This window comes from Bacillus sp. FJAT-45350, from assembly GCF_002335805.1.
In the GTDB taxonomy this organism is placed as follows: domain Bacteria; phylum Bacillota; class Bacilli; order Bacillales; family NISU01; genus FJAT-45350.
On record NZ_NISU01000001.1, the window covers coordinates 3,202,704 to 3,223,903 of the forward strand.

Genomic DNA, 21,200 nt, shown 5'->3' on the forward strand with positions numbered 1-21,200 from the left:
TTGGAGGTTGATAATTTATGTATGGAGAACGAATTAGAACGTTACGAAAAGAAAGGAATATGACATTAAGGGACTTGGCAGAAAAGTTAAAAATCCCCTTTACAACATTAGGAAATTATGAGCGGGAAGACCGAGAGCCGAATGTTTCAACCTTTTTAGCACTGGCTGACTTTTTCGAGGTAAGTGTTGATTATTTAACTGGTAAACAAGACTCAAAAACTTCGGATCGATATTATTCCGAAAGAGATTTTAACCTACTTGAAAATCAATTAAAGCAAACTACTCCTGATATTAGGCAAAAAGCAGAAGATATTATTAACCAGATGACTATCATCATTGGGGATGATTTAGAAGCACAAGATGTGAGAGAAACTACTAAAACCTTTGAGCATTTATTCCAAGTTGTGAATTTTATTTTTAGTATGAAAATGGGATTTAAATATAACTACGGACAAGATCCTTCAACACCTTATGAATGTATAAAACTATATCTAGACCACAAACCCACATTAGATAAGAACTTAAATGCTTTATGTGAAATTTACGCTAATAAAAAAATATAAATAAATTATAGAGGAGGAAATCATGGCATCATTTCAAAAATACCCAACTAAACAAGGTCAGCTATGGCTTTTTAAAATCGATACAGGTATTAATCCCGAAACTGGGAAGAGACAAACAACCACACGTAGAGGATTTAAAACAAAAAAAGAAGCTCAAGCAGCAGCAAAGAAACTTGAACAAGAAATAACCAATGGTACGTTAATTAACAATAATAACCTTACTTATGAAGATGTTTTTAAGCAATGGTTTGAAGTTCATTGTCAAACCATTAAACCTAGTACAAGGAAAGCAATAGTGTCAAAATTTAATAAACATATCCTTCCCCGCTTTGGAAAGTTAAAAATAAAAGAGATAACCAACTTATACTGCCAGAAGATGATTAATGAAATAGCCGAACAAATTAAATCAGTCAACGATATTAAAATACAAGCTAACCAAGTGTTCAAGTACGCTCTAAAGATGGAGCTTATAAATAAAAATCCTCTTGCACACGTTAGCATCCCCAGAAGCGAAAAGGAGATGCTTAGTGAAGAAGATGAAGCTAGTGAACGTACTTACTGGAGGAAGGATGAGATAAAACAATTTTTAAAAATATGTAAAAATGAACTCACTTTACGCGATTATGTACTGTTTCACCTTTTAATTTATACAGGCGCTCGTAAAGGAGAACTGCTAGCACTTTCATGGAATGATATTGACTTTAAAACCGAAACAATTCGTTTTTCTAAAACACTAACCCATGTTGACGGCAAATTTCTCATTCAAACGCCCAAAACTAAAGTTTCTAAACGTTTAATTAGCCTAGATGGTAAATCCCTCCCTCTTCTAAAAAAGTGGCGTACAACTCAAATAGAAACGAATTTAGCTACAATGAATACGTTTAATGATAACAATATGGTTTTCACACGTGACGATGGCTCTCCAATGCGATTAGCTTATCCTAATGAAAAGCTTGATATATTAATTAAAAAGCACAATCTTCACCGTATTACTATTCATGGGTTACGTCACACTCATGCTTCCCTCTTATTCGAAGCTGGAGCTAATATTAAAGAAGTGCAAGAGCGTCTTGGTCATTCAGATATTCAAATGACGATGAATATTTACACTCACGTAACCGACCACGTTAAAGAGCAAACCGCAGATAAATTTCAAAAGTACCTTGAGCTATAATTGTGGTCACGAGTGGTCAAAAAATATTTCCGTGGTCAAAATGTGGTCAAAACTACTTTTACCTCAAAAAAAAGACCCCCAAACCAAAAGGTTTGAGAGCCTTGAAACGTAGATATATTAACGTTTTGAGAACTGAGGTGCACGACGTGCTGCTTTAAGACCGTATTTTTTACGCTCTTTCATACGAGCATCACGAGTTAAGAAACCAGCACTCTTAAGAGAAGCGCGGTACTCAGGATCTACTTGTAATAACGCACGAGAAACTCCATGACGGATAGCTCCCGCTTGTCCAGTGTATCCTCCACCATTAACGTTTACTAAGACATTGTATTGACCTACAGTATCTGTTTCAACAAGTGGTTGTTTTACGATTAATTTTAATGTTTCTAAACCAAAGTATTCATCTAATTCGCGTCCGTTAATTACGATTTGACCATCGCCTGGTACTAAACGTACACGTGCTACTGAATTCTTACGACGACCAGTACCATAGTATTCTACTTGTGCCAAAATGATACCCTCCTTATTAATTAACCACGAAGCTCGTAAGCTACTGGTTGTTGTGCTTGATGATTATGTTCGCTACCTGCGAAAACATGTAATTTCATACCTTGCTTACGTCCAAGAGTGTTCTTTGGAAGCATCCCTTTGATTGCAAGCTCAAGCATTCTTTCAGGCTTGTTAGCAAGCATATCGCCAGCAGTTGTTTTCTTTAAACCACCAGGGTGATTTGTGTGACGGTAGTAAATTTTATCAGTTAACTTTTTACCAGTTAAATGAATTTTTGAAGCGTTGATAATGATTACGTTGTCTCCTGTATCCACATGTGGAGTAAATGTTGGTTTATTTTTACCACGAAGGATAGAAGCAACTTCACTTGCTAAGCGACCTAAAGTTTGACCTTCAGCGTCTACTACATACCACTTACGTTCAACTTCATTTGGCTTTGCCATATATGTCGTACGCATGAATTTCCCTCCTAAAATACGTTCACTTTCGTTTCGTTTTAAATTATTTTAACAACCATTGTCTTTAGTAACAACTTCCGCAACCCGGGGCTAGTGGGTTTTAGAAATACCGTTTATCATCATACAACAGATAACTCGTGATGTCAATAAATTTGCTACACTAGGATTCGTTGTTTATGATATTTTTTTCGAAATGGGTATCTTTTAGTCCTCGTAGCTCACTTTCCATAGAAAAAGTCCATGTCCTGGTGCGGTTTTCCCCGCGGCCTTTCGATTTTTCACCTCAATGATTTTCAAAATATCGTCAGGTTTTTTTCTTTCATAGCCAACTTCTAATAGAGTCCCTACAATTATACGGACCATATTGTGCAAAAAGCCACTACCGACAATACGAAAAATAAGTTCATCTTGTTCTTCAATTATATCTAATTCGTAAATTGTACGAACTTTATTTTCTTTTGTTGTTTTAGTAGAGCAAAAGGATGTGAAGTCATGTGTACCTATTAAGTGCTTAGAAGCATCTTTCAATGCTACAATATTAACATTATAAGGTACACGGAAGCTATAATGTCTTCGAAATACATCCTTTTCCTTTAACAGAACTCGATAGCGGTATTCTTTTTTAACAGCACTGTAGCGTGCATGAAAATCATCAGAGACAGCTTCGGCCTGTGTAATTGTTACATCGGGAGGTAGTAACGACTCAAACACTCTCGGCCAGCGTTCAGGTGGTATGTCTAGCTCAGTATCAAAGTGAAATACTTGTCCAATAGCATGAACGGATGCATCTGTCCTACCTGAGGCATATATAGGGACTGACTGCCCTTTATGAATTGTTACTAATGCTTTTTCAATTACACCTTGTACAGTTCTAACCTTTGGCTGGGACTGAAATCCACAATAATCAGTTCCATCATATGTTACTTCACATTTTATACGTACCATTACAAGTCCTCACTTACGTTCTAAGAAGATACAGCCCTATACCGAAAACGATAGTTATCGCTACTACCATTGTATCTCTTGTAGTCCATTTTAAAACACGATACTTTGTTCTACCTTCTCCTCCACGGTACCCTCTCGATTCCATTGCTAATGCTAAATCCTCTGCACGTTTAAATGAACTAATAAAAAGAGGGATAAGTAAAGGGATTACTGCTTTAATTCTATCTTTTATCGGACCACTCGTAAAATCGACCCCTCTTGCCATTTGGGCCTTTAAAATTTTTTCAGTCTCCATTAGTATCGTTGGAATAAACCTAAGAGCAATTGACATCATTAACGCAAGCTCGTGAGCAGGTAACCCAAACCGTTTAAAAGGAGATAAAATATATTCTAGACCATCTGTCAAATCAATTGGCGAAGTCGTCAAAGTTAATAAAGAAGTTATCATCACTAAGACAAGCAGACGAATGGAGATATAAGCGCCTTGTGTGACGCCACCTTCATATATAGCAAATATTCCGAATTGATATAACAAAGCTCCGTCTTTATTTAGAAACAAATGTAGTAAAAACGTGATAATTACTAATAAAAAGATTGGCTTCATCCCTTTATAAATAAAACGCAATGGAACTTTTGACAATAGAACAATTAGTAATGCAAACGTCACAAGTACAGAATAGGCCAGCCAATTGTTTGCAAAAAATATGATAATTACTAATAAAAAAATTGCTGCTAACTTTGCTCTTGCATCTGTTTCGTGTAGGATTGATTTCGCTGGGACATATTGTCCAATAATCACATTCCCAAACATAACTAGTTATCCGCCTTTTTAATTAACATTTGTGATAAATACTCTGCAACTTCCTCAACAGTAAACAAGTTTCTAGGCATAGGTTGATTAAACTTTTTTTCTATCTTAAGTAGGAAGTTTACTGTTTCAGGGACATCTAACCCTACTTCCTGTAGCTTCTCAGGATGTTCAAATATAAAATTACGGTCACCTTCCATCAGGACCGAGCCATTGTTCATAACAATAATATGATCCGCGTACCTAGCCGCATCCATCATATGATGAGTTACAAGGATTGTTGTAAGCTTCTTCTCTTGATGTAACTTGTAAAAAACCTCCATGATTTCTCTTCTACCTTGCGGATCAAGTCCAGCTGTTGGTTCGTCTAAGATTAGCACACTAGGTTGCATAGCTAATACACCGGCTATTGCAACACGTCGCATTTGACCTCCACTTAAATCAAAAGGAGAGCGCTCAAGAACATCCTCAGTTAACCCTACTATCGGTAATAATTCTCTAGTGATTTTTTTTGCCTTTTTTTCAGGTACACCAAAGTTAATAGGACCAAAACAAATATCTTTTTCAACAGTTTCTTCAAAAAGCTGGTGCTCTGGATATTGAAAAACGAGACCTACCTTTCGACGAAGCAGCTTCAATTGCTTATTTTTTTTACCTACTTCAATAACAGTTTCACCAATTGATATTTTCCCAGCAGAAGGCTTTAATAGCCCATTTAAATGTTGTATTAATGTTGACTTCCCAGAACCTGTATGGCCAATAATAGCCGTATAAGAACCAGACAGAATGGATAAATTAATTTTTTTTAGTGCCAATTGTTCAAATGGAGTTTTCTCCATGTACCGGTGTTCTAACTCTTCAATTTTAATTTCCATAGTTCATCCACCAATTCATCTTCAGTTATCGCTTCACCTACAAATGACAATCCTGCTTGTAGTAACCTCTGTCTCATCTGGATAGCAAAAGGGATATCAAGACTATATCCTTTAAGTACTTCCTCCTTTGAAAAAACCTCTTTCGGAGTACCTTGGAGTACAACCTCACCCTGATTCATCACAACAATACGATCGGCAAAACTAGCCTCATTCAAGTCATGAGTAATAGAAATAATTGTTTTGCCATCAATTTTATTTAACTGACGGACAGTTTCAATTACTTCTCTTCTACCTATAGGGTCTAGCATAGAGGTAGCTTCATCAAATACCATGATTTTTGGTTCAATTGCTAATATACCAGCAATAGCAATCCGCTGTTTTTGCCCCCCTGATAAACGATGAGGCTCATGATCAATGAATTTCTCCATATGTACTTTTTCTAGACTTTTAACGATTCTATCTTCCATTTCAACTTGAGGAATACCATTATTCTCTAAACCAAAAGCAATGTCATCCCTAACCGTGGTAGCCACTAATTGATTGTCTGGGTTTTGGAACACTAACCCTACTCGACGGCGAATCTCCCAAATAGAATTCTCGTCTTTACTAGAAAACCCCTCCACGATTACTTCACCAACAGTTGGAATAAATAACGCATTTAGAAAACGAGATAGTGTTGATTTACCAGAACCATTATGACCTATAATTGCTACCCACTCTCCACCATGAATAGATAGATCTACGTTTCTTAATGCCATTTGTTCTGCATCAGCATTATATGAATATGAAAGGTTCTTAATTGACACAAGAGGGCACATCTAGTACACCTGCCTTTTTAATTACTAGCAAATGATTTCATTACATATATTGAAACAATATCCCTAATAGAGCCATTCAAAAAAGAATAAACAAAAAGGGCCTCAGAGTCAGAGCTCTCGCTCAAACCCTCATGCCCTTTGTCGTCTTTGTGTTTATTGACTCTATATTCTGTCTGCTTATTACACAAGCTCGATAATAGCCATTGGAGCACCGTCACCACGACGAGGACCAACTTTAAGAATACGAGTGTATCCACCTTGGCGATCTTCGTAACGAGGAGCGATATCTGAGAAAAGCTTTTGAATCGCATCTTCACCAGTCTCTTCGTTTGCTACTTCACGACGAATGAATGCAGCAGCTTGACGACGAGCATGAAGGTCTCCACGCTTACCAAGAGTAATCATTTTTTCAACGATAGAACGAAGCTCTTTTGCTTTTGATTCAGTCGTCTCGATTCTTTCGTTAATAATTAAATCAGTAGCTAAATCACGGAATAATGCTTTACGTCCAGCACTATCACGACCTAATTTTGCGTATGCCATATTCGTTTCCCTCCTTTGTAAATCTTGATGCTAATGGTATGCCCAAAAAGCAATCAATCCTGTTATGTGAAGAAAAGTAATTAAGTACGTTTTAATCTTCTTTACGAAGACCAAGTCCTAGTTCACCAAGCTTCTCTTGAACTTCTTCAAGAGATTTGCGCCCTAAGTTGCGAACTTTCATCATATCTTCTTCAGTTTTGTGAGTAAGTTCTTGGACCGTGTTAATACCTGCACGCTTCAAGCAATTATAAGAACGTACTGAAAGATCTAATTCTTCAATTGTCATTTCCAATACTTTCTCTTTTTGATCTTCTTCTTTTTCAACCATTATTTCGGCATTTTGGGCCTGATCAGTTAGTCCTACAAAGATGTTTAAGTGTTCAGTTAAAATCTTTGCACCAAGAGAAACAGCTTCCTCTGGACGGATACTTCCATCAGTCCAAACATCTAGCGTAAGCTTATCATAGTTTGTTACTTGTCCTACACGTGTATTTTCAACTTGATAGTTTACACGAGAAACCGGTGTGTAAATTGAATCAATCGGTACAACACCAATTGGTTGATCATCTGATTTGTTCCCTTCTGCAGGCACATATCCTCTACCACGTTTAGCAGTTAAACGCATATGTAAACGTGCGCCTTTTGCTAAAGTAGCAATGTGAAGGTCAGGATTAAGAATGTCAACATCACTATCATGCGTTAAATCTCCTGCCGTAACAACACCTTCACCTTGAATATCTATCTCTAATGATTTTTCCTCATCAGAATAAATTTTCAATGCTAACTGTTTTAAGTTCAGAATAATTGTCGTTACATCTTCAACAACACCTTCAATTGTTGAAAACTCATGTAACACACCATCAATTTGAACAGCTGTAACAGCAGCACCTGGTAGTGAAGATAATAGGATACGACGTAAGGAGTTTCCAAGTGTAGTACCATATCCACGTTCTAGTGGTTCAACAACAAACTTCCCATAATTAGCGTCTTCGCTAATTTCAACCGTTTCAATATTTGGCTTTTCTATTTCGATCATTAAACAAACCCTCCTTCAAAACGTCGAACTCCGGCAGACAGTAAGGAAAGCCTAACCGGAATTCCCCATTAGGCAGTTCCCGTACGTATGCAACCTAAACAGTCAATAATTCGTAAGAACCGAACAATAGGGATTACTCGTCTTACCCATTATTGACACTTTCAGGAAATCTATACTTACAACTGATGATTTCTTTTTACACTCTACGACGTTTTGGTGGACGGCAACCATTATGAGGAACAGGAGTAACGTCCTTAATCATGTTGACTTCTAGACCAACTGCTTGAAGTGAACGAATTGCAGCTTCACGACCAGCACCAGGACCTTTTACAGAAACTTCAATAGTTTTCATGCCGTGTTCCATTGCAGCTTTACCAGCAGTTTCAGCAGCCATTTGTGCAGCGAAAGGAGTAGATTTACGAGAACCTTTGAATCCTAAACCACCTGCACTTGCCCATGAAATTGCATTACCTTGTGTATCAGTAATAGTTACAATTGTGTTGTTAAATGTTGAACGAATGTGTGCTACGCCAGTCTCAATATTTTTCTTTTGGCGACGCTTAGTACGTGTGTTAGTTCTTTTTGCCATGCTTTTACGCTACCTCCTTTACTTATTTTTTCTTGTTTGCTACTGTACGACGTGGACCTTTACGTGTACGTGCATTGTTTTTAGAGTTCTGACCACGAACAGGTAAACCACGACGATGGCGGATACCACGGTATGAACCAATCTCAATTAAACGTTTGATGTTTAAAGAGATTTCACGACGAAGGTCACCTTCAGTTGTGTATTTGTCCATAACTTCACGGATTTTACCTAACTCTTCTTCAGTTAAATCACGAACGCGAGTATTTTCAGAAACTCCAGCTTCAGCTAAAACCTTAGCAGCAGTTGTACTTCCGATTCCATAGATGTATGTTAAAGATATTACTACTCGTTTATCACGAGGAATATCGACACCAGCTATACGTGCCATAAAGTATGCACCTCCTTATTGTTTAGCCTTGTTTTTGTTTATGCTTTGGATTTTCGCAAATTACCATAACGGTACCTTTACGACGAATAACTTTACACTTTTCGCAAATAGGTTTGACTGATGGTCTTACCTTCATCTTCATTTACCTCCTTATAATACGGAGTGCCGTCAATTGTATTTAAAAAACTGCAATATGAGCTACGTTTAAAGTCCGTTTGTCATCAATGGTTTGATAACAGAAAGATCTTATTTATATCGATAAGTGATACGTCCACGTGTTAAGTCATACGGTGATAATTCAACTGTTACTTTGTCTCCTGGTAAGATACGAATAAAGTGCATGCGAATTTTACCTGAAACGTGAGCTAGAATTTTATGTCCATTCTCTAGTTCCACACGGAACATAGCGTTTGGCAATGGCTCAATAACAGTACCTTCAACTTCAATTACATCTTCTTTGGCCATGAATTACTCTCCTTCCTTCAGTAAATCAGTTTGAGTATCTATAAACTTTTGAACCGCATAACGTAGTTTACCATTGGTTACACGTCCAGTTTCTTCAATGCTGTTCTTCACTTCTGGAGAAACATGTTCCATTAGCTTAAGGTGACTAAGATTTTTCTTCTTTGCACGGTCTACTTTCCGTAGATCTCCATCAGCTATATAAACAAAACGGTGATCAACAAGTTTAATTATAACATTAAACTTACCAGTATCTCGACCTTTTAGAACTTCAACAACCTGACCGATTTCAGGGCCCGATTCAGGATCCTTCATTCTTTGCATCACCTTCAATTAAGCTTTTGTTAATATTTCAAAACCAGTCTCAGTTATGGCAACAGTATGCTCGAAATGAGCACAGTTCTTTTTATCAGTTGTCACAACAGTCCAATTATCGGCTAATGTGTGAACATAACGACTTCCTGCATTCACCATCGGCTCAACCGCTAAAACCATTCCTGGTTTTAATCTTGGTCCTTTACCTGGTGGACCATAGTGAGGAATTTGTGGATCTTCATGTAAGTCTTGACCAACTCCATGTCCAACATACTCTCTCACGATTGAAAATCCAAACGGTTCCACATACGATTGTATTGCATGGGAGATGTTTGATAACCTCTCACCCGGCTTTGCTTCCTCTAATCCTTTGAATAGAGAAGCTTCCGTAACATCGAGTAATTTTTGGTCTTCTTCAGTAATTTCCCCTACAGCATATGTCCATGCAGAGTCACCGTGATAGCCATTGTATTGTGCACCAACATCAATACTAATGATATCACCTTCATTGAGTACCCGTTTACCTGGAATTCCGTGAACCAATTCCTCATTTACTGAAGCACAGATACTACCTGTAAATCCATTATAGCCTTTAAAAGATGGAATCGCACCATAAGAACGAATCACCTTTTCAGCAATATTATCAAGTTCACCGGTTGTAATGCCAGATTGAATATGTTTCTTCAACTCCAGATGAGTAAGGGCAACAATTTTACCTGCTTCCCGCATGATGTCTAGTTCTCTTTGAGTCTTACATATAATCATGCATTTATCCCTTCCAGAAGTTGTTTAATATCTTCATACACTTTATTAATATCTTGCTCTCCGTTGATATTTCTTAAATAACCTTTTTCAGTATAGAAATCAATTAATGGCTGAGCTTGAGCTACGTTTACTTCAAGACGCTTTTTAACCGTTTCTGGTTTATCGTCATCTCTTTGAATAAGTTCGCTTCCATCTTCATCACATACACCTTCAACCTTAGGTGGATTAAAGATAACATGATACGTTCTTCCTGACGTTGGTGAAACTCGGCGGCCAGTTAAACGATCCATTAAAATTTCCTCTGGTACATCAACATTGATAACAAAATCAATTTTGCGACCTAAAGATGATAGGATTTCCTCTAAAGCTTCTGCTTGAGGAACTGTACGAGGAAAACCATCTAATAGAAAACCTTTTTCACAATCACCTTGACTTAATCTCTCACGTACAATACCGATAGTTACTTCATCAGGTACTAACTCGCCAGCATCCATAAAAGATTTGGCTTTCACACCTAACTCCGTTTGACCTTTGATAGCTGCACGAAACATATCCCCAGTTGAAATATGAGGAATTTGAAAATCATTCACCATTTTTTCAGCCTGAGTACCTTTACCCGCACCAGGAAGACCCATTAAAATAAGATTCATTCTTTTCCCCTCCATCGTACCGATTTAAACAACTAATATGGTTATAAGGGAAGACAGTTTCTTCCCTCTTTCCACTTTACTTAATAAAGCCTTTATAATGACGTTTAATTAATTGACTCTCGATTTGCTTCATCGTGTCTAATGCTACACCAACAACGATCAATAATCCAGTACCACCAATTTGAACTGCAGGTGGTAAACCCATAAGTCGAGTGAAGAATACCGGAATAATTGAAACAACAGCTAAGAAAAGAGCACCAACAAGTGTTAAACGATATAAAATGCGCGTTAAGTAGACTTGAGTTGTTTTACCGGGACGAATACCAGGAATGTATCCACCTTGCTTTTTCAGGTTTTCGGCCATCTGCTCAGGATTAACTTGAATGAATGTATAGAAATACGTAAATCCAATAATCAAACCAGCGTAGATGATCATCCCTAACGGTTCTGTATAATCAAAGGTTCTAACAATCCATGCAGTGAATGCATTGTCTTCCCCAAAGAATCCAGCAATCGTAGGCGGGAATATAAATAGTGATAAAGCAAAAATGACAGGAATAACCCCTGCGGCATTTACTTTTAAAGGTAAATGCGTTGATTGTCCTCCGACGGGATTTCTACCAACTAGGCGCTTTGCATATTGCACTGGAACTTTACGAAGTGCTTGTTGAACAAAAATTACACCGACGATAATTGCTAGCACTGCAAGTACTAGTAATGCTACCGTTACGATATTTAAAAATAATTGTTCACCTGCATCACTTAATTGTGTTTCATAAATCTGGTTAACCCCTCCAGGAATACCAGCAGCTATACCAGCAAAAATAAGAATTGAAATACCGTTTCCTACACCTTTTGCGGTAATTTGTTCACCGAGCCACATTAAGAAAGCTGTTCCCGCAGTAAGTACAGTTGCAATGAAAAGATACATTGAAACACTAGGGTTAGGTATTAAGCCAGGGAAAATTGTATTGAAACCAATTGACATCCCAAGGGCCTGAACAAAACCTAAAACAATCGTTCCATATCGGGTAAACTGAGCTAATTTACGTCGACCAGCCTCTCCTTGCTTTGCCCATTCTGCAAATTTAGGAACTACATCCATTTGTAACAATTGAACAATAATCGATGCTGTAATGTACGGCATAATCCCCATCGCAAAAATCGAAAAGTTCCCTAACGCTCCACCACCAAATGTATCAATTAACCCGAAGGCATTGGCTTGGTCGTAGAAATTCAGTACCTCACGATTCGAACCAGGAACAGGAATGAAACTTCCAATCCTGAAAACAATGAGCATTAGAAGGGTGAAAATGACTTTACGTCGTAAATCACCCACGCGCATAATATTGGAGATCGTCCGGAACATTAAATCACCTCAGTTTTTCCGCCAGCAGCTTCTATTGCTTTTACAGCAGCTTCAGAAAACTTATTAGCTTTAACAGTTAACTTCTGCTCAAGCTGTCCATTTCCGAGGATCTTAATTCCATCCTTTGCATTTTTAACAATACCAGCTTCGATTAATAATTCAGGTGTAACTTCTGTACCTGCATCAAAGCTATTTAACGTATCAAGGTTAACAATCGCATACTCTTTACGAGTTGGATTCGTGAAACCACGTTTTGGTAAACGACGGTAAAGCGGATTTTGTCCACCTTCAAATCCTGGACGTACTCCACCACCAGAACGTGAATTTTGTCCTTTATGACCACGTCCAGCAGTTTTACCATTACCAGAACCGATACCACGACCAACACGATTGCGTACCTTACGAGATCCTTCAGCAGGCTTTAACTCGTGAAGTTTCATGCTGTGACACCTCCTCTTTTTAAAAAATCTTAATATTAAGCTTCTAATTCTTTAACAGTTACTAAATGAGCAACTTTGTTTACCATCCCACGGATAGCAACATTGTCCTCTTGAACAACTGATTGGTGCATTTTACGTAAACCAAGTGTATTCACTGTAGTACGTTGGTCTTGCGGACGACCGATAAGACTACGTGTGAGGGTAATTTCTAATTTCTTAGCCATGTGATTTCCCTCCTTATCCTAACAGTTCTTCTACAGTTTTACCGCGTAATTTAGCCACATCTTCAGCACGCTTCAAGCTACTAAGACCTTGAATAGTTGCACGTACCATATTGATTGGATTGTTAGATCCTAGTGACTTCGATAAAATGTCGCCTACTCCAGCTAAATCAAGTACTGCACGTACAGGTCCACCAGCAATAACTCCTGTACCTTCAGAAGCAGGTTTTAGTAACACTTCACCAGCACCAAAGTGTCCGATAATTTGGTGAGGAATTGTAGTACCTACAACAGGTACTTCAACAAGATTCTTCTTAGCATCTTCGATTCCTTTGCGAATTGCTTCAGGAACTTCTTGAGCCTTACCCATTCCGAAACCTACGTGACCATTTTTGTCACCTACAACAACTAATGCAGCAAAGCGGAAACGACGTCCACCTTTAACAACTTTTGCTACACGATTGACGGCAACAACTTTCTCTTCAAGTTCCAAAGCATTTGGGTCAATACGCATTCGTTTTCCCTCCTTTGTTCTTTAAAATTGTAGACCAGCTTTACGAGCTGAATCTGCAAGTACTTGAACACGTCCATGATAAATGTAACCACCGCGGTCAAATAATATTGTTGAATGTCCTTTTTCAATCGCACGTTTTGCAACTAACTCGCCGACTTTTTGTGCTGCTTCTTTGTTTCCACCGTTTTCTAAATTAAGTTCCTTATCTAAACTTGATGCAGAAACAATTGTAACGCTATTAACGTCATCAATTAATTGTGCATAAATGTGTTTAGATGAACGGAATACATTTAAACGAGGACGCTCTGCAGTACCAGTGATCGTACGACGAACATGTGCATGTCTTTTCTTACGTGCCGTATTTTTACTAGGCTTCGTAATCATCGAACGTCAGTCCTTTCCGTTAACTATTTACTTACTTACCTGTTTTACCTTCTTTACGACGAACATATTCGCCCTCATAACGGATACCTTTACCTTTGTAAGGCTCTGGTAAACGTACTGAACGGATGTTAGAAGCGATTGCTCCTACACGCTCTTTATCAATACCTTTAACAATTACTTTAGTGTTAGATGGTACTTCGATTTCGATACCTTGTTCAGGTACGATTTCAACTGGATGAGAGTATCCAACGTTAAGTACTAATTTTTGTCCTGATTTAGTTGCACGGTAACCTACACCGATAAGCTCAAGAGCTTTTTCGTATCCTTTAGTTACACCTTCAACCATGTTGTTAATAATACTACGAGTTGTACCATGAAGAGCTTTATGGTTCTTATTCTCAGATGGACGTTCAACTGTAATAATATTTTCCTCGATTTTCACGATCATGTCAGGATGAATCTCACGCTTAAGTTCACCTTTAGGTCCTTTAGCAGAGAAAATCGTTCCATCCAAACTAACTGTGACGCCACTTGGGACTTCAACTGGTTTATTACCAATACGAGACATCGACTACACCTCCATTCCTATAAAAAACTTATTACCAAACGTATGCTACAACTTCGCCACCAATTTGTTGTTGACGAGCTTGTTTATCAGTCATTACACCTTTTGATGTAGAAACAATCGCAATTCCTAAACCTCCAAGTACACGTGGAAGTTCTTGTGCATTTGCGTAAACACGTAATCCAGGCTTACTAATTCTTTTCAGACCTGTAATTACACGCTCATTATCTGAACCGTATTTTAAGAAGATACGGATAATCCCTTGTTTACTATCATCAATTACTTCAACGTCACGGATGAAACCTTCACGTTTAAGAATATCAGCAATTTCCTTTTTGATGTTAGATGCAGGTAACTCTAATTTTTCGTGACGAACAGTGTTCGCGTTACGAATACGAGTCAGCATATCTGCAATAGGATCTGTCATGACCATCGTTTTTTACCTCCTTCCCGTACTTGGGCTTACCAGCTAGCTTTTTTAACGCCAGGGATTTGACCTTTATATGCAAGTTCTCTAAAGCAAATTCGGCATAACTTAAACTTACGAATGACAGAATGTGGACGTCCACAACGCTCACAACGAGTATACTCTTGTACTTTGTACTTTTGTGTGCGCTTCTGCTTTGCGATCATCGATTTCTTCGCCAAAGTTTTACCTCCTCTTCGGCCCTTTAGCCAATTATTTTTGGAATGGCATACCCATTTGAGTTAATAACTCACGAGCTTCTTCATCAGTGTTGGCAGTTGTAACGATTACAACGTCCATTCCACGTACTTTATCTACTTTATCATAATCGATTTCTGGGAAAATTAATTGCTCTTTTACGCCAAGAGTATAGTTTCCACGACCATCGAATGCTTTTTTAGAAATACCACGGAAGTCACGTACACGAGGTAATGAAACAGAGACTAATTTCTCTAGGAATTCATACATGCGCTCACCACGAAGTGTTACCTTCGCACCGATTGGCATACCTTCACGTAACTTGAATCCAGCGATTGATTTCTTTGCTTTTGTAATTAAAGGCTTTTGACCAGTAATTGTAGCTAATTCTTCAACAGCTTTATCTAGCGCTTTAGCGTTAGATACTGCATCACCAACACCCATATTAACAACAATCTTCTCAAGCTTTGGAACAGCCATTAATGATGGATAATTGAATTTCTCTACTAGAGATGGCACGATCTCTTTTGAGTATCTTTGTTTTAATGAATTCATACGATTGACCTCCTTTCGTCACCTGACTACTTATCTAATACTTCGCCAGACTTCTTCGCAACACGTACTTTTTTACCGTTTTCTACTTTATATCCTACACGAGTAGGTTCACCTGATTTAGGATCGATAGGCATTACATTTGAAACATGAATAGCCGCTTCTTTGTTCAAGATTCCACCTTGTGGATTGTCTTGTGAAGGTTTTGCGTGTTTCTTAACAACGTTTATGCCTTCAACAAGTACTCGGCTCTGTTTCGGGTACGCTTCTAAAATAACGCCTTGTTTACCTTTATCTTTACCTGAGATTACTTTAACTGTGTCACCTTTTTTAACGTGCATTCTAGTTGACATCGTCGCACCTCCTTACAAGGCTTTTTTTTCTATTACCGTTCATTAAAGCACTTCTGGTGCTAATGAAACAATCTTCATGAATTGCTTCTCACGTAATTCACGTGCTACAGGTCCGAAGATACGTGTCCCACGTGGGCCCTTATCATCACGAACAATAACTGCAGCATTTTCGTCAAACTTGATATATGAACCGTCGTTACGACGAGCGCCAGTCTTTGTACGAACAATAACTGCTCTAACTACGTCACCCTTCTTGACAACGCCACCTGGTGTTGCTTGCTTCACCGAGCAAACAATAATATCACCGATGTTAGCTGTTTTACGACCAGAACCGCCTAACACCTTAATACATAATAACTCACGAGCTCCAGAGTTATCAGCAACTTTTAAACGAGTTTCCTGTTGGATCATTCGAACTTACCTCCCTTCGGATCGACAAGTAAATCTATTAGATAATAACTGATTCTTCTACGACTTCAACTAAGCGGAAACGTTTATCTTTCGATAAAGGACGTGTTTCCATGATTTTAACAATATCGCCCATTTTTGCCGTATTGTTTTCATCATGCGCTTTAAACTTTTTAGAGTACTTTACGCGCTTGCCGTATAGACGGTCTTTCTTATAAGTTTCAACAAGTACAGAAATTGTTTTATCCATCTTGTCTGAAACGACACGTCCAAGGTACACTTTACGTTGATTGCGTTCCATTTAAGCAAACCTCCTTCTCAATTTAGCCGTTGTTGATCCCAAGTTCTCTTTCATGCAAAACAGTTTTTGCACGAGCAATTGCCTTACGAACTTCACGAATGCGGGTTGGATTATCCAACTGGCCAGTCGCTAATTGAAAGCGAAGGTTGAATAATTCTTCTTTAAGTGACTTCGTTTTTTGTTCGATTTCAGCAGTGGTTAAATTACGAAGTTCATTAGCTTTCATTTGACTCACCACCCACTTCTTCGCGTTTTACAAATTTACATTTCACTGGTAATTTATGTGCTGCAAGACGTAGCGCTTCACGAGCTACTTCTTCAGATACACCTGAGATTTCAAACATAACCTTTCCAGGTTTAACAACTGCTACCCATCCTTCTGGAGCACCTTTACCTGAACCCATTCGAACTTCTAGAGGTTTTGCAGTATAAGGCTTAGAAGGGAAAATTTTAATCCAAACTTTACCACCACGTTTCATGTAACGTGTCATAGCAATACGTGCTGATTCAATCTGGCGGTTTGTGATCCACGATGCTTCTTGAGCTTGTAAACCATACTCACCAAAGTGAACAGTTGTGCCACCTTTTGCTTTTCCACGCATCTTTCCGCGGTGTTCACGACGATATTTTACGCGTTTTGGCATCAACATGATTATTTTCCTCCTTCCTCTTTTTTCGTTCCTTTCGTTGGAAGGACTTCACCACGATAAATCCAAATTTTTACACCTAGTTTACCGTATGTTGTATCTGCTTCTGCAGTTCCATAGTCGATATCCGCACGAAGAGTGTGAAGTGGAACAGTTCCTTCACTGTAGTGTTCACCACGAGCAATGTCAGCGCCACCTAGACGACCAGATACTTGAGTTTTAATCCCTTTAGCACCTGCACGCATAGTACGTTGAATAGCTTGTTTCATTGCACGACGGAACGAAATACGATTTTCTAATTGACGAGCAATGTTTTCTGCTACAAGTTTAGCATCTAAATCAGCTTGTTTGATTTCAAAAATGTTGATATGAACACGTTTGCCAGTAAGTTCATTTAAAGCTTTACGTAAAGCTTCAACTTCAGAACCACCTTTACCAATAACCATTCCTGGTTTAGCAGTGTGAACTGTTACATTTACACGATTGGCAGCACGTTCAATTTCGATTTTTGAAACGGATGCGTCTTTTAAACGCTTTTCAATATACTCACGAATTTTAATATCTTCGTGTAGTAAATCAGCATAATCTTTTTCTGCATACCATTTTGACTCCCAGTCACGAATAACGCCTACTCGAAGCCCAATCGGATTGACCTTTTGACCCACGCCTTACCCCTCCTTCTTTTCTGTTACAACTAAAGTAATGTGGCTAGAGCGTTTGTTGATACGGCTTGCACGTCCCATTGCACGTGGACGGAAACGTTTAAGAGTAACCCCTTCATCAACGAAAGCTTCTTTAATATATAAATTATTTGGTTCTAATTCATAGTTATGTTCTGCATTTGCTATAGCAGAATTTAACAGCTTTTCAACAACTGGAGAAGCTGATTTCGGTGTGTGACGTAAAATTGCAATCGCCTCACCTACTTGCTTGCCTCGAATTAAGTCTACTACTAAGCGAACTTTGCGAGGAGCAATACGAACTTGTCTAGCAACAGCTTTTGCTTCCATCGTCTAGGACCTCCTCTCTATATTAACGTCTTGTTTTCTTATCGTCAGCAGCATGACCTTTGTAAGTACGTGTTGGTGAGAATTCACCTAACTTGTGACCAACCATATCTTCAGAGACATAAACTGGTACATGCTTACGACCATCATAAACCGCAATTGTATGCCCGATAAACTCAGGGAATATTGTAGAACGACGAGACCAAGTCTTAATCACTTTTTTATCGTTAGTTTCGTTCATTGCTTCGACTTTCTTCATTAAGTGATCATCGACAAAAGGTCCTTTCTTTAAGCTGCGACCCATGAATAAACCTCCCTTCGCGACTGCGCCACGGTTCGTTTGAACCGTAGGACAATCCCGTTATTTTTTACGACGACGTACGATGTACTTGTCAGATGCTTTGTTTTTCTTACGAGTTTTGTACCCAAGAGTTGGTTTACCCCAAGGAGACATTGGTGATTTACGTCCGATTGGAGAGCGACCTTCACCACCACCGTGTGGGTGGTCATTAGGGTTCATTACAGATCCACGAACAGTTGGACGTTTACCTAACCAACGAGAACGACCTGCTTTACCAATGTTAACTAACTCGTGTTCTAAGTTTCCTACTTGACCGATTGTTGCACGGCATGTAGCAAGGATGTAACGTGTTTCACCAGAGTTTAATCGAACAAGAACGTATTGTCCTTCTTTACCTAGAAGTTGCGCTTCAGTTCCAGCAGAACGAACTAATTGTCCACCACGTCCTGGTTGAAGTTCGATGTTATGAATAACTGTACCAACTGGGATATTTTGAAGTGGTAATGCGTTACCTACTTTAATATCTGCTTCTGAACCAGATTCGATAACAGTTCCAACTTTTAATCCTTTAGGAGCTAAGATGTAACGCTTTTCCCCATCAGCATAATTGATTAACGCAATGTTTGCTGTTCTGTTTGGATCATACTCGATTGTAGCAACGCGTCCTGGAATACCATCTTTGTTACGTTTAAAATCGATAACACGATACTGACGTTTGTGTCCACCACCTTGATGACGAACAGTTAATTTACCTTGATTATTACGGCCACCTTTTTTGTGTAAAGGTGCTAAAAGTGACTTTTCCGGTTTGTCTGTAGTGATTTCAGCAAAATCTAATGAACTCATTCCACGACGACCGGCACTGGTCGGTTTATACTTTTTGATCGGCATTTGGTTTCCCTCCTTCACTTAAGAGTTATTAATTATACACCTTCAAAGAATTCTAATTCTTTGCTCTCTGGTGTTAATTTTACAATGGCTTTCTTACGACGAGCTGTGTAACCCGTGTGACGTCCAAAACGTTTAAATTTCCCTTTGTAGTTCATAGTGTTAACGTTCTCCACTTTCACTCCAAAGATTTCTTCAACCGCATCTTTAATTTGAGTTTTGTTCGCACGAACATCTACTTCAAATGTATATTTCTTGTCTGCCATTAAATCAGTTGAACGTTCCGTAATCACGGGGCGCTTAATGATATCGCGAGCGTTTGTCATTATGCAAGCACCTCCTCTACCTTTTCAACTGCGTCTTTAGTGATAATAAGCTTATCATGCTTTAATACATCTAATACGTTAACCCCGTCAGCAGCTACGAAAGTAACTCCAGGAATGTTACGTAATGATAAAGCTACATTTTCATTATAATCAGCAGTTACAATAAGTGCTTTACCTTCTGCTTGGATAGCAGTTAGTACAGAAGTCATCTCTTTTGTTTTAGGAGCATCAAATGATAGGCTATCTAAAACAATGATTTCACTTGCTTGTACTTTACTAGATAATGCAGATTTAATTGCTAAGCGACGTACCTTTTTAGGTAACTTGAAGCTATAGCTACGTGGTGTTGGTCCAAATACAACTCCACCACCTACCCATTGAGGTGAACGAATGGAACCTTGACGCGCACGTCCTGTTCCTTTTTGACGCCATGGCTTACGACCGCCACCGCGCACTTCTGAACGACCTTTTACTTTGTGGGTACCTTGTCTTAGTGAAGCTTGTTGCATCACAACAGCATCATGTAGTACATGCTCATTTGGTTCAATACCAAATACCGCATCTGATAATTCGATATCACCAACTTGAGAACCTGTTTGGTTGTATAGTGCTACTTTAGGCATGATGAATCCTCCTTTCTTTAGACGTTTATTTTACTTTAACCGCACTTTGAACAGCTACATAGCTCTTTCTAGCACCAGGAATATTTCCTTTAACTAGTAGAAGGTTACGTTCTGTATCAACTTTAACGATTTCTAAGTTTTGAATTGTAATTTGCTCTCCACCCATACGGCCAGGTAGTAATTTACCTTTGAATACACGGTTTGGAGCTACAGGACCCATTGAACCTGGGCGACGGTGGTAACGTGAACCATGAGACATTGGTCCGCGTGATTGGTTGTGACGCTTGATAGCACCTTGGAAACCTTTACCTTTAGATGTTCCAGTTACATCAACGATGTCACCTTCTGCAAATGTATCAACCTTGACTTCTTGACCAACTTCGTAAGCCACTAAATCAACTCCACGAACCTCTTTCATGAAGCGCTTAGGTGTAGTGTTTGCTTTTTCAGCATGACCTTTAGCAGGTTTGTTGCTTTTTGATTCTTTTTGGTCAGCAAAACCGATTTGGATTGCTTCATACCCATCAGAGTCAACTGTTTTCTTTTGAAGTACTACGTTTGGAGTAGCTTCAATTACAGTTACTGGTACTACATCTCCGTTTTCTGCGAAAACTTGAGTCATACCAATTTTTCTACCTAAGATTCCTTTGGTCATAAGTCACACCTCCTATAAATATCTAAGTAATTTATTTGCCATTTTTTTGTTGTAGTCATAACAAGTGAATTTAATCGTATATA

38 protein-coding genes are annotated in these 21,200 nt (G+C 38.6%); 2 read left to right on the forward strand and 36 right to left on the reverse strand.

Annotation, left to right across the window (positions count from 1 at the left end; translation table 11 throughout):
* The first annotated feature begins 17 nt into the window (after positions 1–17).
* The gene (locus CD003_RS16225; RefSeq protein ID WP_096202100.1) at positions 18–563 is read left to right on the forward strand and encodes a helix-turn-helix domain-containing protein; all 546 of its coding nucleotides are present in this window, start codon (positions 18–20) and stop codon (positions 561–563) included.
* 22 nt (positions 564–585) lie between these two features.
* Positions 586–1,737 carry a tyrosine-type recombinase/integrase gene (locus CD003_RS16230; protein WP_096202101.1) on the forward strand — a complete coding sequence of 384 codons (1,152 nt, stop codon included), beginning with the start codon at positions 586–588 and terminating at the stop codon, positions 1,735–1,737.
* Between the two features lie 117 nt (positions 1,738–1,854).
* Here the strand turns inward: CD003_RS16230 and rpsI are convergent, their stop codons facing one another.
* From rpsI to rplC, 36 genes are all read right to left on the reverse strand, one after another.
* Complete coding sequence (gene rpsI, locus CD003_RS16235) at positions 1,855–2,247, reverse strand: 30S ribosomal protein S9 (RefSeq protein WP_096202102.1); 393 nt, start codon at positions 2,245–2,247, stop codon at positions 1,855–1,857.
* Between the two features lie 20 nt (positions 2,248–2,267).
* Positions 2,268–2,705 carry a 50S ribosomal protein L13 gene (gene rplM, locus CD003_RS16240; RefSeq protein WP_096202103.1) on the reverse strand — a complete coding sequence of 146 codons (438 nt, stop codon included), beginning with the start codon at positions 2,703–2,705 and terminating at the stop codon, positions 2,268–2,270.
* Positions 2,706–2,909: 204 nt separating this feature from the next.
* Positions 2,910–3,650: a tRNA pseudouridine(38-40) synthase TruA gene (gene truA, locus CD003_RS16245; RefSeq protein WP_096202105.1), complete on the reverse strand. Its 741-nt coding sequence runs from the start codon at positions 3,648–3,650 to the stop codon at positions 2,910–2,912.
* A gap of 13 nt (positions 3,651–3,663) precedes the next feature.
* On the reverse strand, positions 3,664–4,461 hold the full coding sequence (locus CD003_RS16250; RefSeq protein ID WP_096202106.1) for an energy-coupling factor transporter transmembrane component T family protein: 798 nt from the start codon (positions 4,459–4,461) through the stop codon (positions 3,664–3,666).
* A gap of 2 nt (positions 4,462–4,463) precedes the next feature.
* Positions 4,464–5,333, reverse strand: a complete 870-nt coding sequence (locus CD003_RS16255) for an energy-coupling factor ABC transporter ATP-binding protein (RefSeq protein WP_096202107.1) — start codon at positions 5,331–5,333, stop codon at positions 4,464–4,466.
* Positions 5,309–6,139 carry an energy-coupling factor transporter ATPase gene (locus tag CD003_RS16260; protein WP_306453954.1) on the reverse strand — a complete coding sequence of 277 codons (831 nt, stop codon included), beginning with the start codon at positions 6,137–6,139 and terminating at the stop codon, positions 5,309–5,311. Before CD003_RS16260 ends, CD003_RS16255 begins: the two co-directional genes overlap by 25 nt.
* A 192-nt stretch (positions 6,140–6,331) precedes the next feature.
* A complete protein-coding gene (rplQ, locus tag CD003_RS16265) occupies positions 6,332–6,694 on the reverse strand; it encodes a 50S ribosomal protein L17 (protein WP_096202110.1) in 363 nt (120 codons plus the stop codon).
* Positions 6,695–6,785: 91 nt separating this feature from the next.
* Complete coding sequence (locus tag CD003_RS16270) at positions 6,786–7,730, reverse strand: DNA-directed RNA polymerase subunit alpha (RefSeq protein WP_096202111.1); 945 nt, start codon at positions 7,728–7,730, stop codon at positions 6,786–6,788.
* A 196-nt stretch (positions 7,731–7,926) separates the two neighbouring features.
* Positions 7,927–8,319 carry a 30S ribosomal protein S11 gene (gene rpsK / locus CD003_RS16275; protein ID WP_096202113.1) on the reverse strand — a complete coding sequence of 131 codons (393 nt, stop codon included), beginning with the start codon at positions 8,317–8,319 and terminating at the stop codon, positions 7,927–7,929.
* Positions 8,320–8,341: 22 nt separating this feature from the next.
* On the reverse strand, positions 8,342–8,707 hold the full coding sequence (gene rpsM, locus CD003_RS16280) for a 30S ribosomal protein S13 (protein WP_096202114.1): 366 nt from the start codon (positions 8,705–8,707) through the stop codon (positions 8,342–8,344).
* Between the two features lie 22 nt (positions 8,708–8,729).
* A complete protein-coding gene (rpmJ, locus tag CD003_RS16285) occupies positions 8,730–8,843 on the reverse strand; it encodes a 50S ribosomal protein L36 (RefSeq protein WP_003322638.1) in 114 nt (37 codons plus the stop codon).
* Positions 8,844–8,953: 110 nt separating this feature from the next.
* Positions 8,954–9,172 (reverse strand): translation initiation factor IF-1, encoded by a 219-nt coding sequence (gene infA / locus CD003_RS16290; protein ID WP_010896341.1) that lies wholly within the window; start codon positions 9,170–9,172, stop codon positions 8,954–8,956.
* A gap of 3 nt (positions 9,173–9,175) precedes the next feature.
* Positions 9,176–9,484: a KOW domain-containing RNA-binding protein gene (locus CD003_RS16295; protein WP_096202116.1), complete on the reverse strand. Its 309-nt coding sequence runs from the start codon at positions 9,482–9,484 to the stop codon at positions 9,176–9,178.
* An 18-nt stretch (positions 9,485–9,502) separates the two neighbouring features.
* Complete coding sequence (gene map, locus CD003_RS16300) at positions 9,503–10,249, reverse strand: type I methionyl aminopeptidase (protein ID WP_096202117.1); 747 nt, start codon at positions 10,247–10,249, stop codon at positions 9,503–9,505.
* The gene (locus CD003_RS16305) at positions 10,246–10,899 is read right to left on the reverse strand and encodes an adenylate kinase (protein WP_096202118.1); all 654 of its coding nucleotides are present in this window, start codon (positions 10,897–10,899) and stop codon (positions 10,246–10,248) included. Before CD003_RS16305 ends, map begins: the two co-directional genes overlap by 4 nt.
* A 76-nt stretch (positions 10,900–10,975) precedes the next feature.
* Positions 10,976–12,268 (reverse strand): preprotein translocase subunit SecY, encoded by a 1,293-nt coding sequence (gene secY, locus CD003_RS16310; RefSeq protein WP_096202120.1) that lies wholly within the window; start codon positions 12,266–12,268, stop codon positions 10,976–10,978.
* Positions 12,268–12,708 carry a 50S ribosomal protein L15 gene (gene rplO / locus CD003_RS16315; protein WP_096202121.1) on the reverse strand — a complete coding sequence of 147 codons (441 nt, stop codon included), beginning with the start codon at positions 12,706–12,708 and terminating at the stop codon, positions 12,268–12,270. The genes secY and rplO overlap by 1 nt, the downstream gene beginning before the upstream one ends.
* A gap of 35 nt (positions 12,709–12,743) precedes the next feature.
* Positions 12,744–12,932, reverse strand: a complete 189-nt coding sequence (gene rpmD / locus CD003_RS16320) for a 50S ribosomal protein L30 (RefSeq protein WP_096202122.1) — start codon at positions 12,930–12,932, stop codon at positions 12,744–12,746.
* A gap of 13 nt (positions 12,933–12,945) precedes the next feature.
* Complete coding sequence (gene rpsE, locus CD003_RS16325) at positions 12,946–13,443, reverse strand: 30S ribosomal protein S5 (protein ID WP_096202124.1); 498 nt, start codon at positions 13,441–13,443, stop codon at positions 12,946–12,948.
* 21 nt (positions 13,444–13,464) lie between these two features.
* Complete coding sequence (gene rplR, locus CD003_RS16330) at positions 13,465–13,827, reverse strand: 50S ribosomal protein L18 (RefSeq protein ID WP_096202125.1); 363 nt, start codon at positions 13,825–13,827, stop codon at positions 13,465–13,467.
* A gap of 31 nt (positions 13,828–13,858) precedes the next feature.
* On the reverse strand, positions 13,859–14,395 hold the full coding sequence (gene rplF, locus CD003_RS16335) for a 50S ribosomal protein L6 (protein WP_096202127.1): 537 nt from the start codon (positions 14,393–14,395) through the stop codon (positions 13,859–13,861).
* 31 nt (positions 14,396–14,426) lie between these two features.
* Complete coding sequence (gene rpsH / locus CD003_RS16340) at positions 14,427–14,825, reverse strand: 30S ribosomal protein S8 (protein WP_096202128.1); 399 nt, start codon at positions 14,823–14,825, stop codon at positions 14,427–14,429.
* Positions 14,826–14,854: 29 nt separating this feature from the next.
* A complete protein-coding gene (gene rpsN, locus CD003_RS16345) occupies positions 14,855–15,040 on the reverse strand; it encodes a 30S ribosomal protein S14 (RefSeq protein ID WP_047990173.1) in 186 nt (61 codons plus the stop codon).
* 31 nt (positions 15,041–15,071) lie between these two features.
* Positions 15,072–15,611, reverse strand: a complete 540-nt coding sequence (rplE, locus tag CD003_RS16350; RefSeq protein WP_096202130.1) for a 50S ribosomal protein L5 — start codon at positions 15,609–15,611, stop codon at positions 15,072–15,074.
* A gap of 26 nt (positions 15,612–15,637) precedes the next feature.
* Complete coding sequence (gene rplX / locus CD003_RS16355; protein WP_096202378.1) at positions 15,638–15,949, reverse strand: 50S ribosomal protein L24; 312 nt, start codon at positions 15,947–15,949, stop codon at positions 15,638–15,640.
* Positions 15,950–16,003: 54 nt separating this feature from the next.
* The gene (rplN, locus tag CD003_RS16360) at positions 16,004–16,372 is read right to left on the reverse strand and encodes a 50S ribosomal protein L14 (protein WP_096202131.1); all 369 of its coding nucleotides are present in this window, start codon (positions 16,370–16,372) and stop codon (positions 16,004–16,006) included.
* A 37-nt stretch (positions 16,373–16,409) separates the two neighbouring features.
* Positions 16,410–16,670 carry a 30S ribosomal protein S17 gene (gene rpsQ / locus CD003_RS16365; protein WP_096202132.1) on the reverse strand — a complete coding sequence of 87 codons (261 nt, stop codon included), beginning with the start codon at positions 16,668–16,670 and terminating at the stop codon, positions 16,410–16,412.
* A 22-nt stretch (positions 16,671–16,692) separates the two neighbouring features.
* Positions 16,693–16,896, reverse strand: a complete 204-nt coding sequence (gene rpmC, locus CD003_RS16370) for a 50S ribosomal protein L29 (RefSeq protein WP_096202134.1) — start codon at positions 16,894–16,896, stop codon at positions 16,693–16,695.
* Positions 16,886–17,320 (reverse strand): 50S ribosomal protein L16, encoded by a 435-nt coding sequence (rplP, locus tag CD003_RS16375; RefSeq protein WP_096202135.1) that lies wholly within the window; start codon positions 17,318–17,320, stop codon positions 16,886–16,888. Before rplP ends, rpmC begins: the two co-directional genes overlap by 11 nt.
* Positions 17,321–17,322: 2 nt before the next feature.
* On the reverse strand, positions 17,323–17,982 hold the full coding sequence (gene rpsC / locus CD003_RS16380) for a 30S ribosomal protein S3 (RefSeq protein WP_096202137.1): 660 nt from the start codon (positions 17,980–17,982) through the stop codon (positions 17,323–17,325).
* A 3-nt stretch (positions 17,983–17,985) separates the two neighbouring features.
* Positions 17,986–18,327, reverse strand: coding sequence for a 50S ribosomal protein L22 (gene rplV, locus CD003_RS16385; RefSeq protein WP_096202138.1), 342 nt, complete (start codon positions 18,325–18,327; stop codon positions 17,986–17,988).
* Positions 18,328–18,349: 22 nt separating this feature from the next.
* The gene (gene rpsS / locus CD003_RS16390) at positions 18,350–18,628 is read right to left on the reverse strand and encodes a 30S ribosomal protein S19 (RefSeq protein WP_096202139.1); all 279 of its coding nucleotides are present in this window, start codon (positions 18,626–18,628) and stop codon (positions 18,350–18,352) included.
* A 57-nt stretch (positions 18,629–18,685) separates the two neighbouring features.
* The gene (gene rplB / locus CD003_RS16395; RefSeq protein ID WP_096202141.1) at positions 18,686–19,516 is read right to left on the reverse strand and encodes a 50S ribosomal protein L2; all 831 of its coding nucleotides are present in this window, start codon (positions 19,514–19,516) and stop codon (positions 18,686–18,688) included.
* Between the two features lie 32 nt (positions 19,517–19,548).
* Complete coding sequence (gene rplW / locus CD003_RS16400; protein WP_096202142.1) at positions 19,549–19,839, reverse strand: 50S ribosomal protein L23; 291 nt, start codon at positions 19,837–19,839, stop codon at positions 19,549–19,551.
* Positions 19,839–20,462 carry a 50S ribosomal protein L4 gene (gene rplD / locus CD003_RS16405; RefSeq protein WP_096202143.1) on the reverse strand — a complete coding sequence of 208 codons (624 nt, stop codon included), beginning with the start codon at positions 20,460–20,462 and terminating at the stop codon, positions 19,839–19,841. The genes rplW and rplD overlap by 1 nt, the downstream gene beginning before the upstream one ends.
* Positions 20,463–20,487: 25 nt before the next feature.
* On the reverse strand, positions 20,488–21,117 hold the full coding sequence (gene rplC, locus CD003_RS16410) for a 50S ribosomal protein L3 (protein ID WP_096202145.1): 630 nt from the start codon (positions 21,115–21,117) through the stop codon (positions 20,488–20,490).
* Positions 21,118–21,200: the final 83 nt, after the last annotated feature.

What these genes read in the sequence shown, in the direction of transcription:
- rplB (WP_096202141.1), bottom strand. Translation starts at nt 19,516, where the DNA reads ATGCCGATCAAAAAGTATAAACCGACCAGTGCCGGTCGTCGTGGAATG.
- rpmC (WP_096202134.1), bottom strand. Translation starts at nt 16,896, where the DNA reads ATGAAAGCTAATGAACTTCGTAATTTAACCACTGCTGAAATCGAACAA.
- rplE (WP_096202130.1), bottom strand. Translation starts at nt 15,611, where the DNA reads ATGAATTCATTAAAACAAAGATACTCAAAAGAGATCGTGCCATCTCTA.
- rplW (WP_096202142.1), bottom strand. Translation starts at nt 19,839, where the DNA reads ATGACAAACGCTCGCGATATCATTAAGCGCCCCGTGATTACGGAACGT.
- CD003_RS16255 (WP_096202107.1), bottom strand. Translation starts at nt 5,333, where the DNA reads ATGGAAATTAAAATTGAAGAGTTAGAACACCGGTACATGGAGAAAACT.
- rpsH (WP_096202128.1), bottom strand. Translation starts at nt 14,825, where the DNA reads ATGGTCATGACAGATCCTATTGCAGATATGCTGACTCGTATTCGTAAC.
- rpsM (WP_096202114.1), bottom strand. Translation starts at nt 8,707, where the DNA reads ATGGCACGTATAGCTGGTGTCGATATTCCTCGTGATAAACGAGTAGTA.
- secY (WP_096202120.1), bottom strand. Translation starts at nt 12,268, where the DNA reads ATGTTCCGGACGATCTCCAATATTATGCGCGTGGGTGATTTACGACGT.
- rpsE (WP_096202124.1), bottom strand. Translation starts at nt 13,443, where the DNA reads ATGCGTATTGACCCAAATGCTTTGGAACTTGAAGAGAAAGTTGTTGCC.
- rpsQ (WP_096202132.1), bottom strand. Translation starts at nt 16,670, where the DNA reads ATGGAACGCAATCAACGTAAAGTGTACCTTGGACGTGTCGTTTCAGAC.
- CD003_RS16230 (WP_096202101.1), top strand. Translation starts at nt 586, where the DNA reads ATGGCATCATTTCAAAAATACCCAACTAAACAAGGTCAGCTATGGCTT.
- rplP (WP_096202135.1), bottom strand. Translation starts at nt 17,320, where the DNA reads ATGTTGATGCCAAAACGCGTAAAATATCGTCGTGAACACCGCGGAAAG.
- rplO (WP_096202121.1), bottom strand. Translation starts at nt 12,708, where the DNA reads ATGAAACTTCACGAGTTAAAGCCTGCTGAAGGATCTCGTAAGGTACGC.
- rplR (WP_096202125.1), bottom strand. Translation starts at nt 13,827, where the DNA reads ATGATTACGAAGCCTAGTAAAAATACGGCACGTAAGAAAAGACATGCA.
- CD003_RS16270 (WP_096202111.1), bottom strand. Translation starts at nt 7,730, where the DNA reads ATGATCGAAATAGAAAAGCCAAATATTGAAACGGTTGAAATTAGCGAA.
- infA (WP_010896341.1), bottom strand. Translation starts at nt 9,172, where the DNA reads ATGGCCAAAGAAGATGTAATTGAAGTTGAAGGTACTGTTATTGAGCCA.
- rpsK (WP_096202113.1), bottom strand. Translation starts at nt 8,319, where the DNA reads ATGGCAAAAAGAACTAACACACGTACTAAGCGTCGCCAAAAGAAAAAT.
- rpmJ (WP_003322638.1), bottom strand. Translation starts at nt 8,843, where the DNA reads ATGAAGGTAAGACCATCAGTCAAACCTATTTGCGAAAAGTGTAAAGTT.
- rpsS (WP_096202139.1), bottom strand. Translation starts at nt 18,628, where the DNA reads ATGGGTCGCAGCTTAAAGAAAGGACCTTTTGTCGATGATCACTTAATG.
- CD003_RS16250 (WP_096202106.1), bottom strand. Translation starts at nt 4,461, where the DNA reads ATGTTTGGGAATGTGATTATTGGACAATATGTCCCAGCGAAATCAATC.
- rplV (WP_096202138.1), bottom strand. Translation starts at nt 18,327, where the DNA reads ATGGAAGCAAAAGCTGTTGCTAGACAAGTTCGTATTGCTCCTCGCAAA.
- rplX (WP_096202378.1), bottom strand. Translation starts at nt 15,949, where the DNA reads ATGCACGTTAAAAAAGGTGACACAGTTAAAGTAATCTCAGGTAAAGAT.
- rplN (WP_096202131.1), bottom strand. Translation starts at nt 16,372, where the DNA reads ATGATCCAACAGGAAACTCGTTTAAAAGTTGCTGATAACTCTGGAGCT.
- rplF (WP_096202127.1), bottom strand. Translation starts at nt 14,395, where the DNA reads ATGTCTCGTATTGGTAATAAACCAGTTGAAGTCCCAAGTGGCGTCACA.
- CD003_RS16295 (WP_096202116.1), bottom strand. Translation starts at nt 9,484, where the DNA reads ATGAAGGATCCTGAATCGGGCCCTGAAATCGGTCAGGTTGTTGAAGTT.
- rplD (WP_096202143.1), bottom strand. Translation starts at nt 20,462, where the DNA reads ATGCCTAAAGTAGCACTATACAACCAAACAGGTTCTCAAGTTGGTGAT.
- truA (WP_096202105.1), bottom strand. Translation starts at nt 3,650, where the DNA reads ATGGTACGTATAAAATGTGAAGTAACATATGATGGAACTGATTATTGT.
- CD003_RS16305 (WP_096202118.1), bottom strand. Translation starts at nt 10,899, where the DNA reads ATGAATCTTATTTTAATGGGTCTTCCTGGTGCGGGTAAAGGTACTCAG.
- rpmD (WP_096202122.1), bottom strand. Translation starts at nt 12,932, where the DNA reads ATGGCTAAGAAATTAGAAATTACCCTCACACGTAGTCTTATCGGTCGT.
- map (WP_096202117.1), bottom strand. Translation starts at nt 10,249, where the DNA reads ATGATTATATGTAAGACTCAAAGAGAACTAGACATCATGCGGGAAGCA.
- rplQ (WP_096202110.1), bottom strand. Translation starts at nt 6,694, where the DNA reads ATGGCATACGCAAAATTAGGTCGTGATAGTGCTGGACGTAAAGCATTA.
- rplC (WP_096202145.1), bottom strand. Translation starts at nt 21,117, where the DNA reads ATGACCAAAGGAATCTTAGGTAGAAAAATTGGTATGACTCAAGTTTTC.
- CD003_RS16225 (WP_096202100.1), top strand. Translation starts at nt 18, where the DNA reads ATGTATGGAGAACGAATTAGAACGTTACGAAAAGAAAGGAATATGACA.
- rplM (WP_096202103.1), bottom strand. Translation starts at nt 2,705, where the DNA reads ATGCGTACGACATATATGGCAAAGCCAAATGAAGTTGAACGTAAGTGG.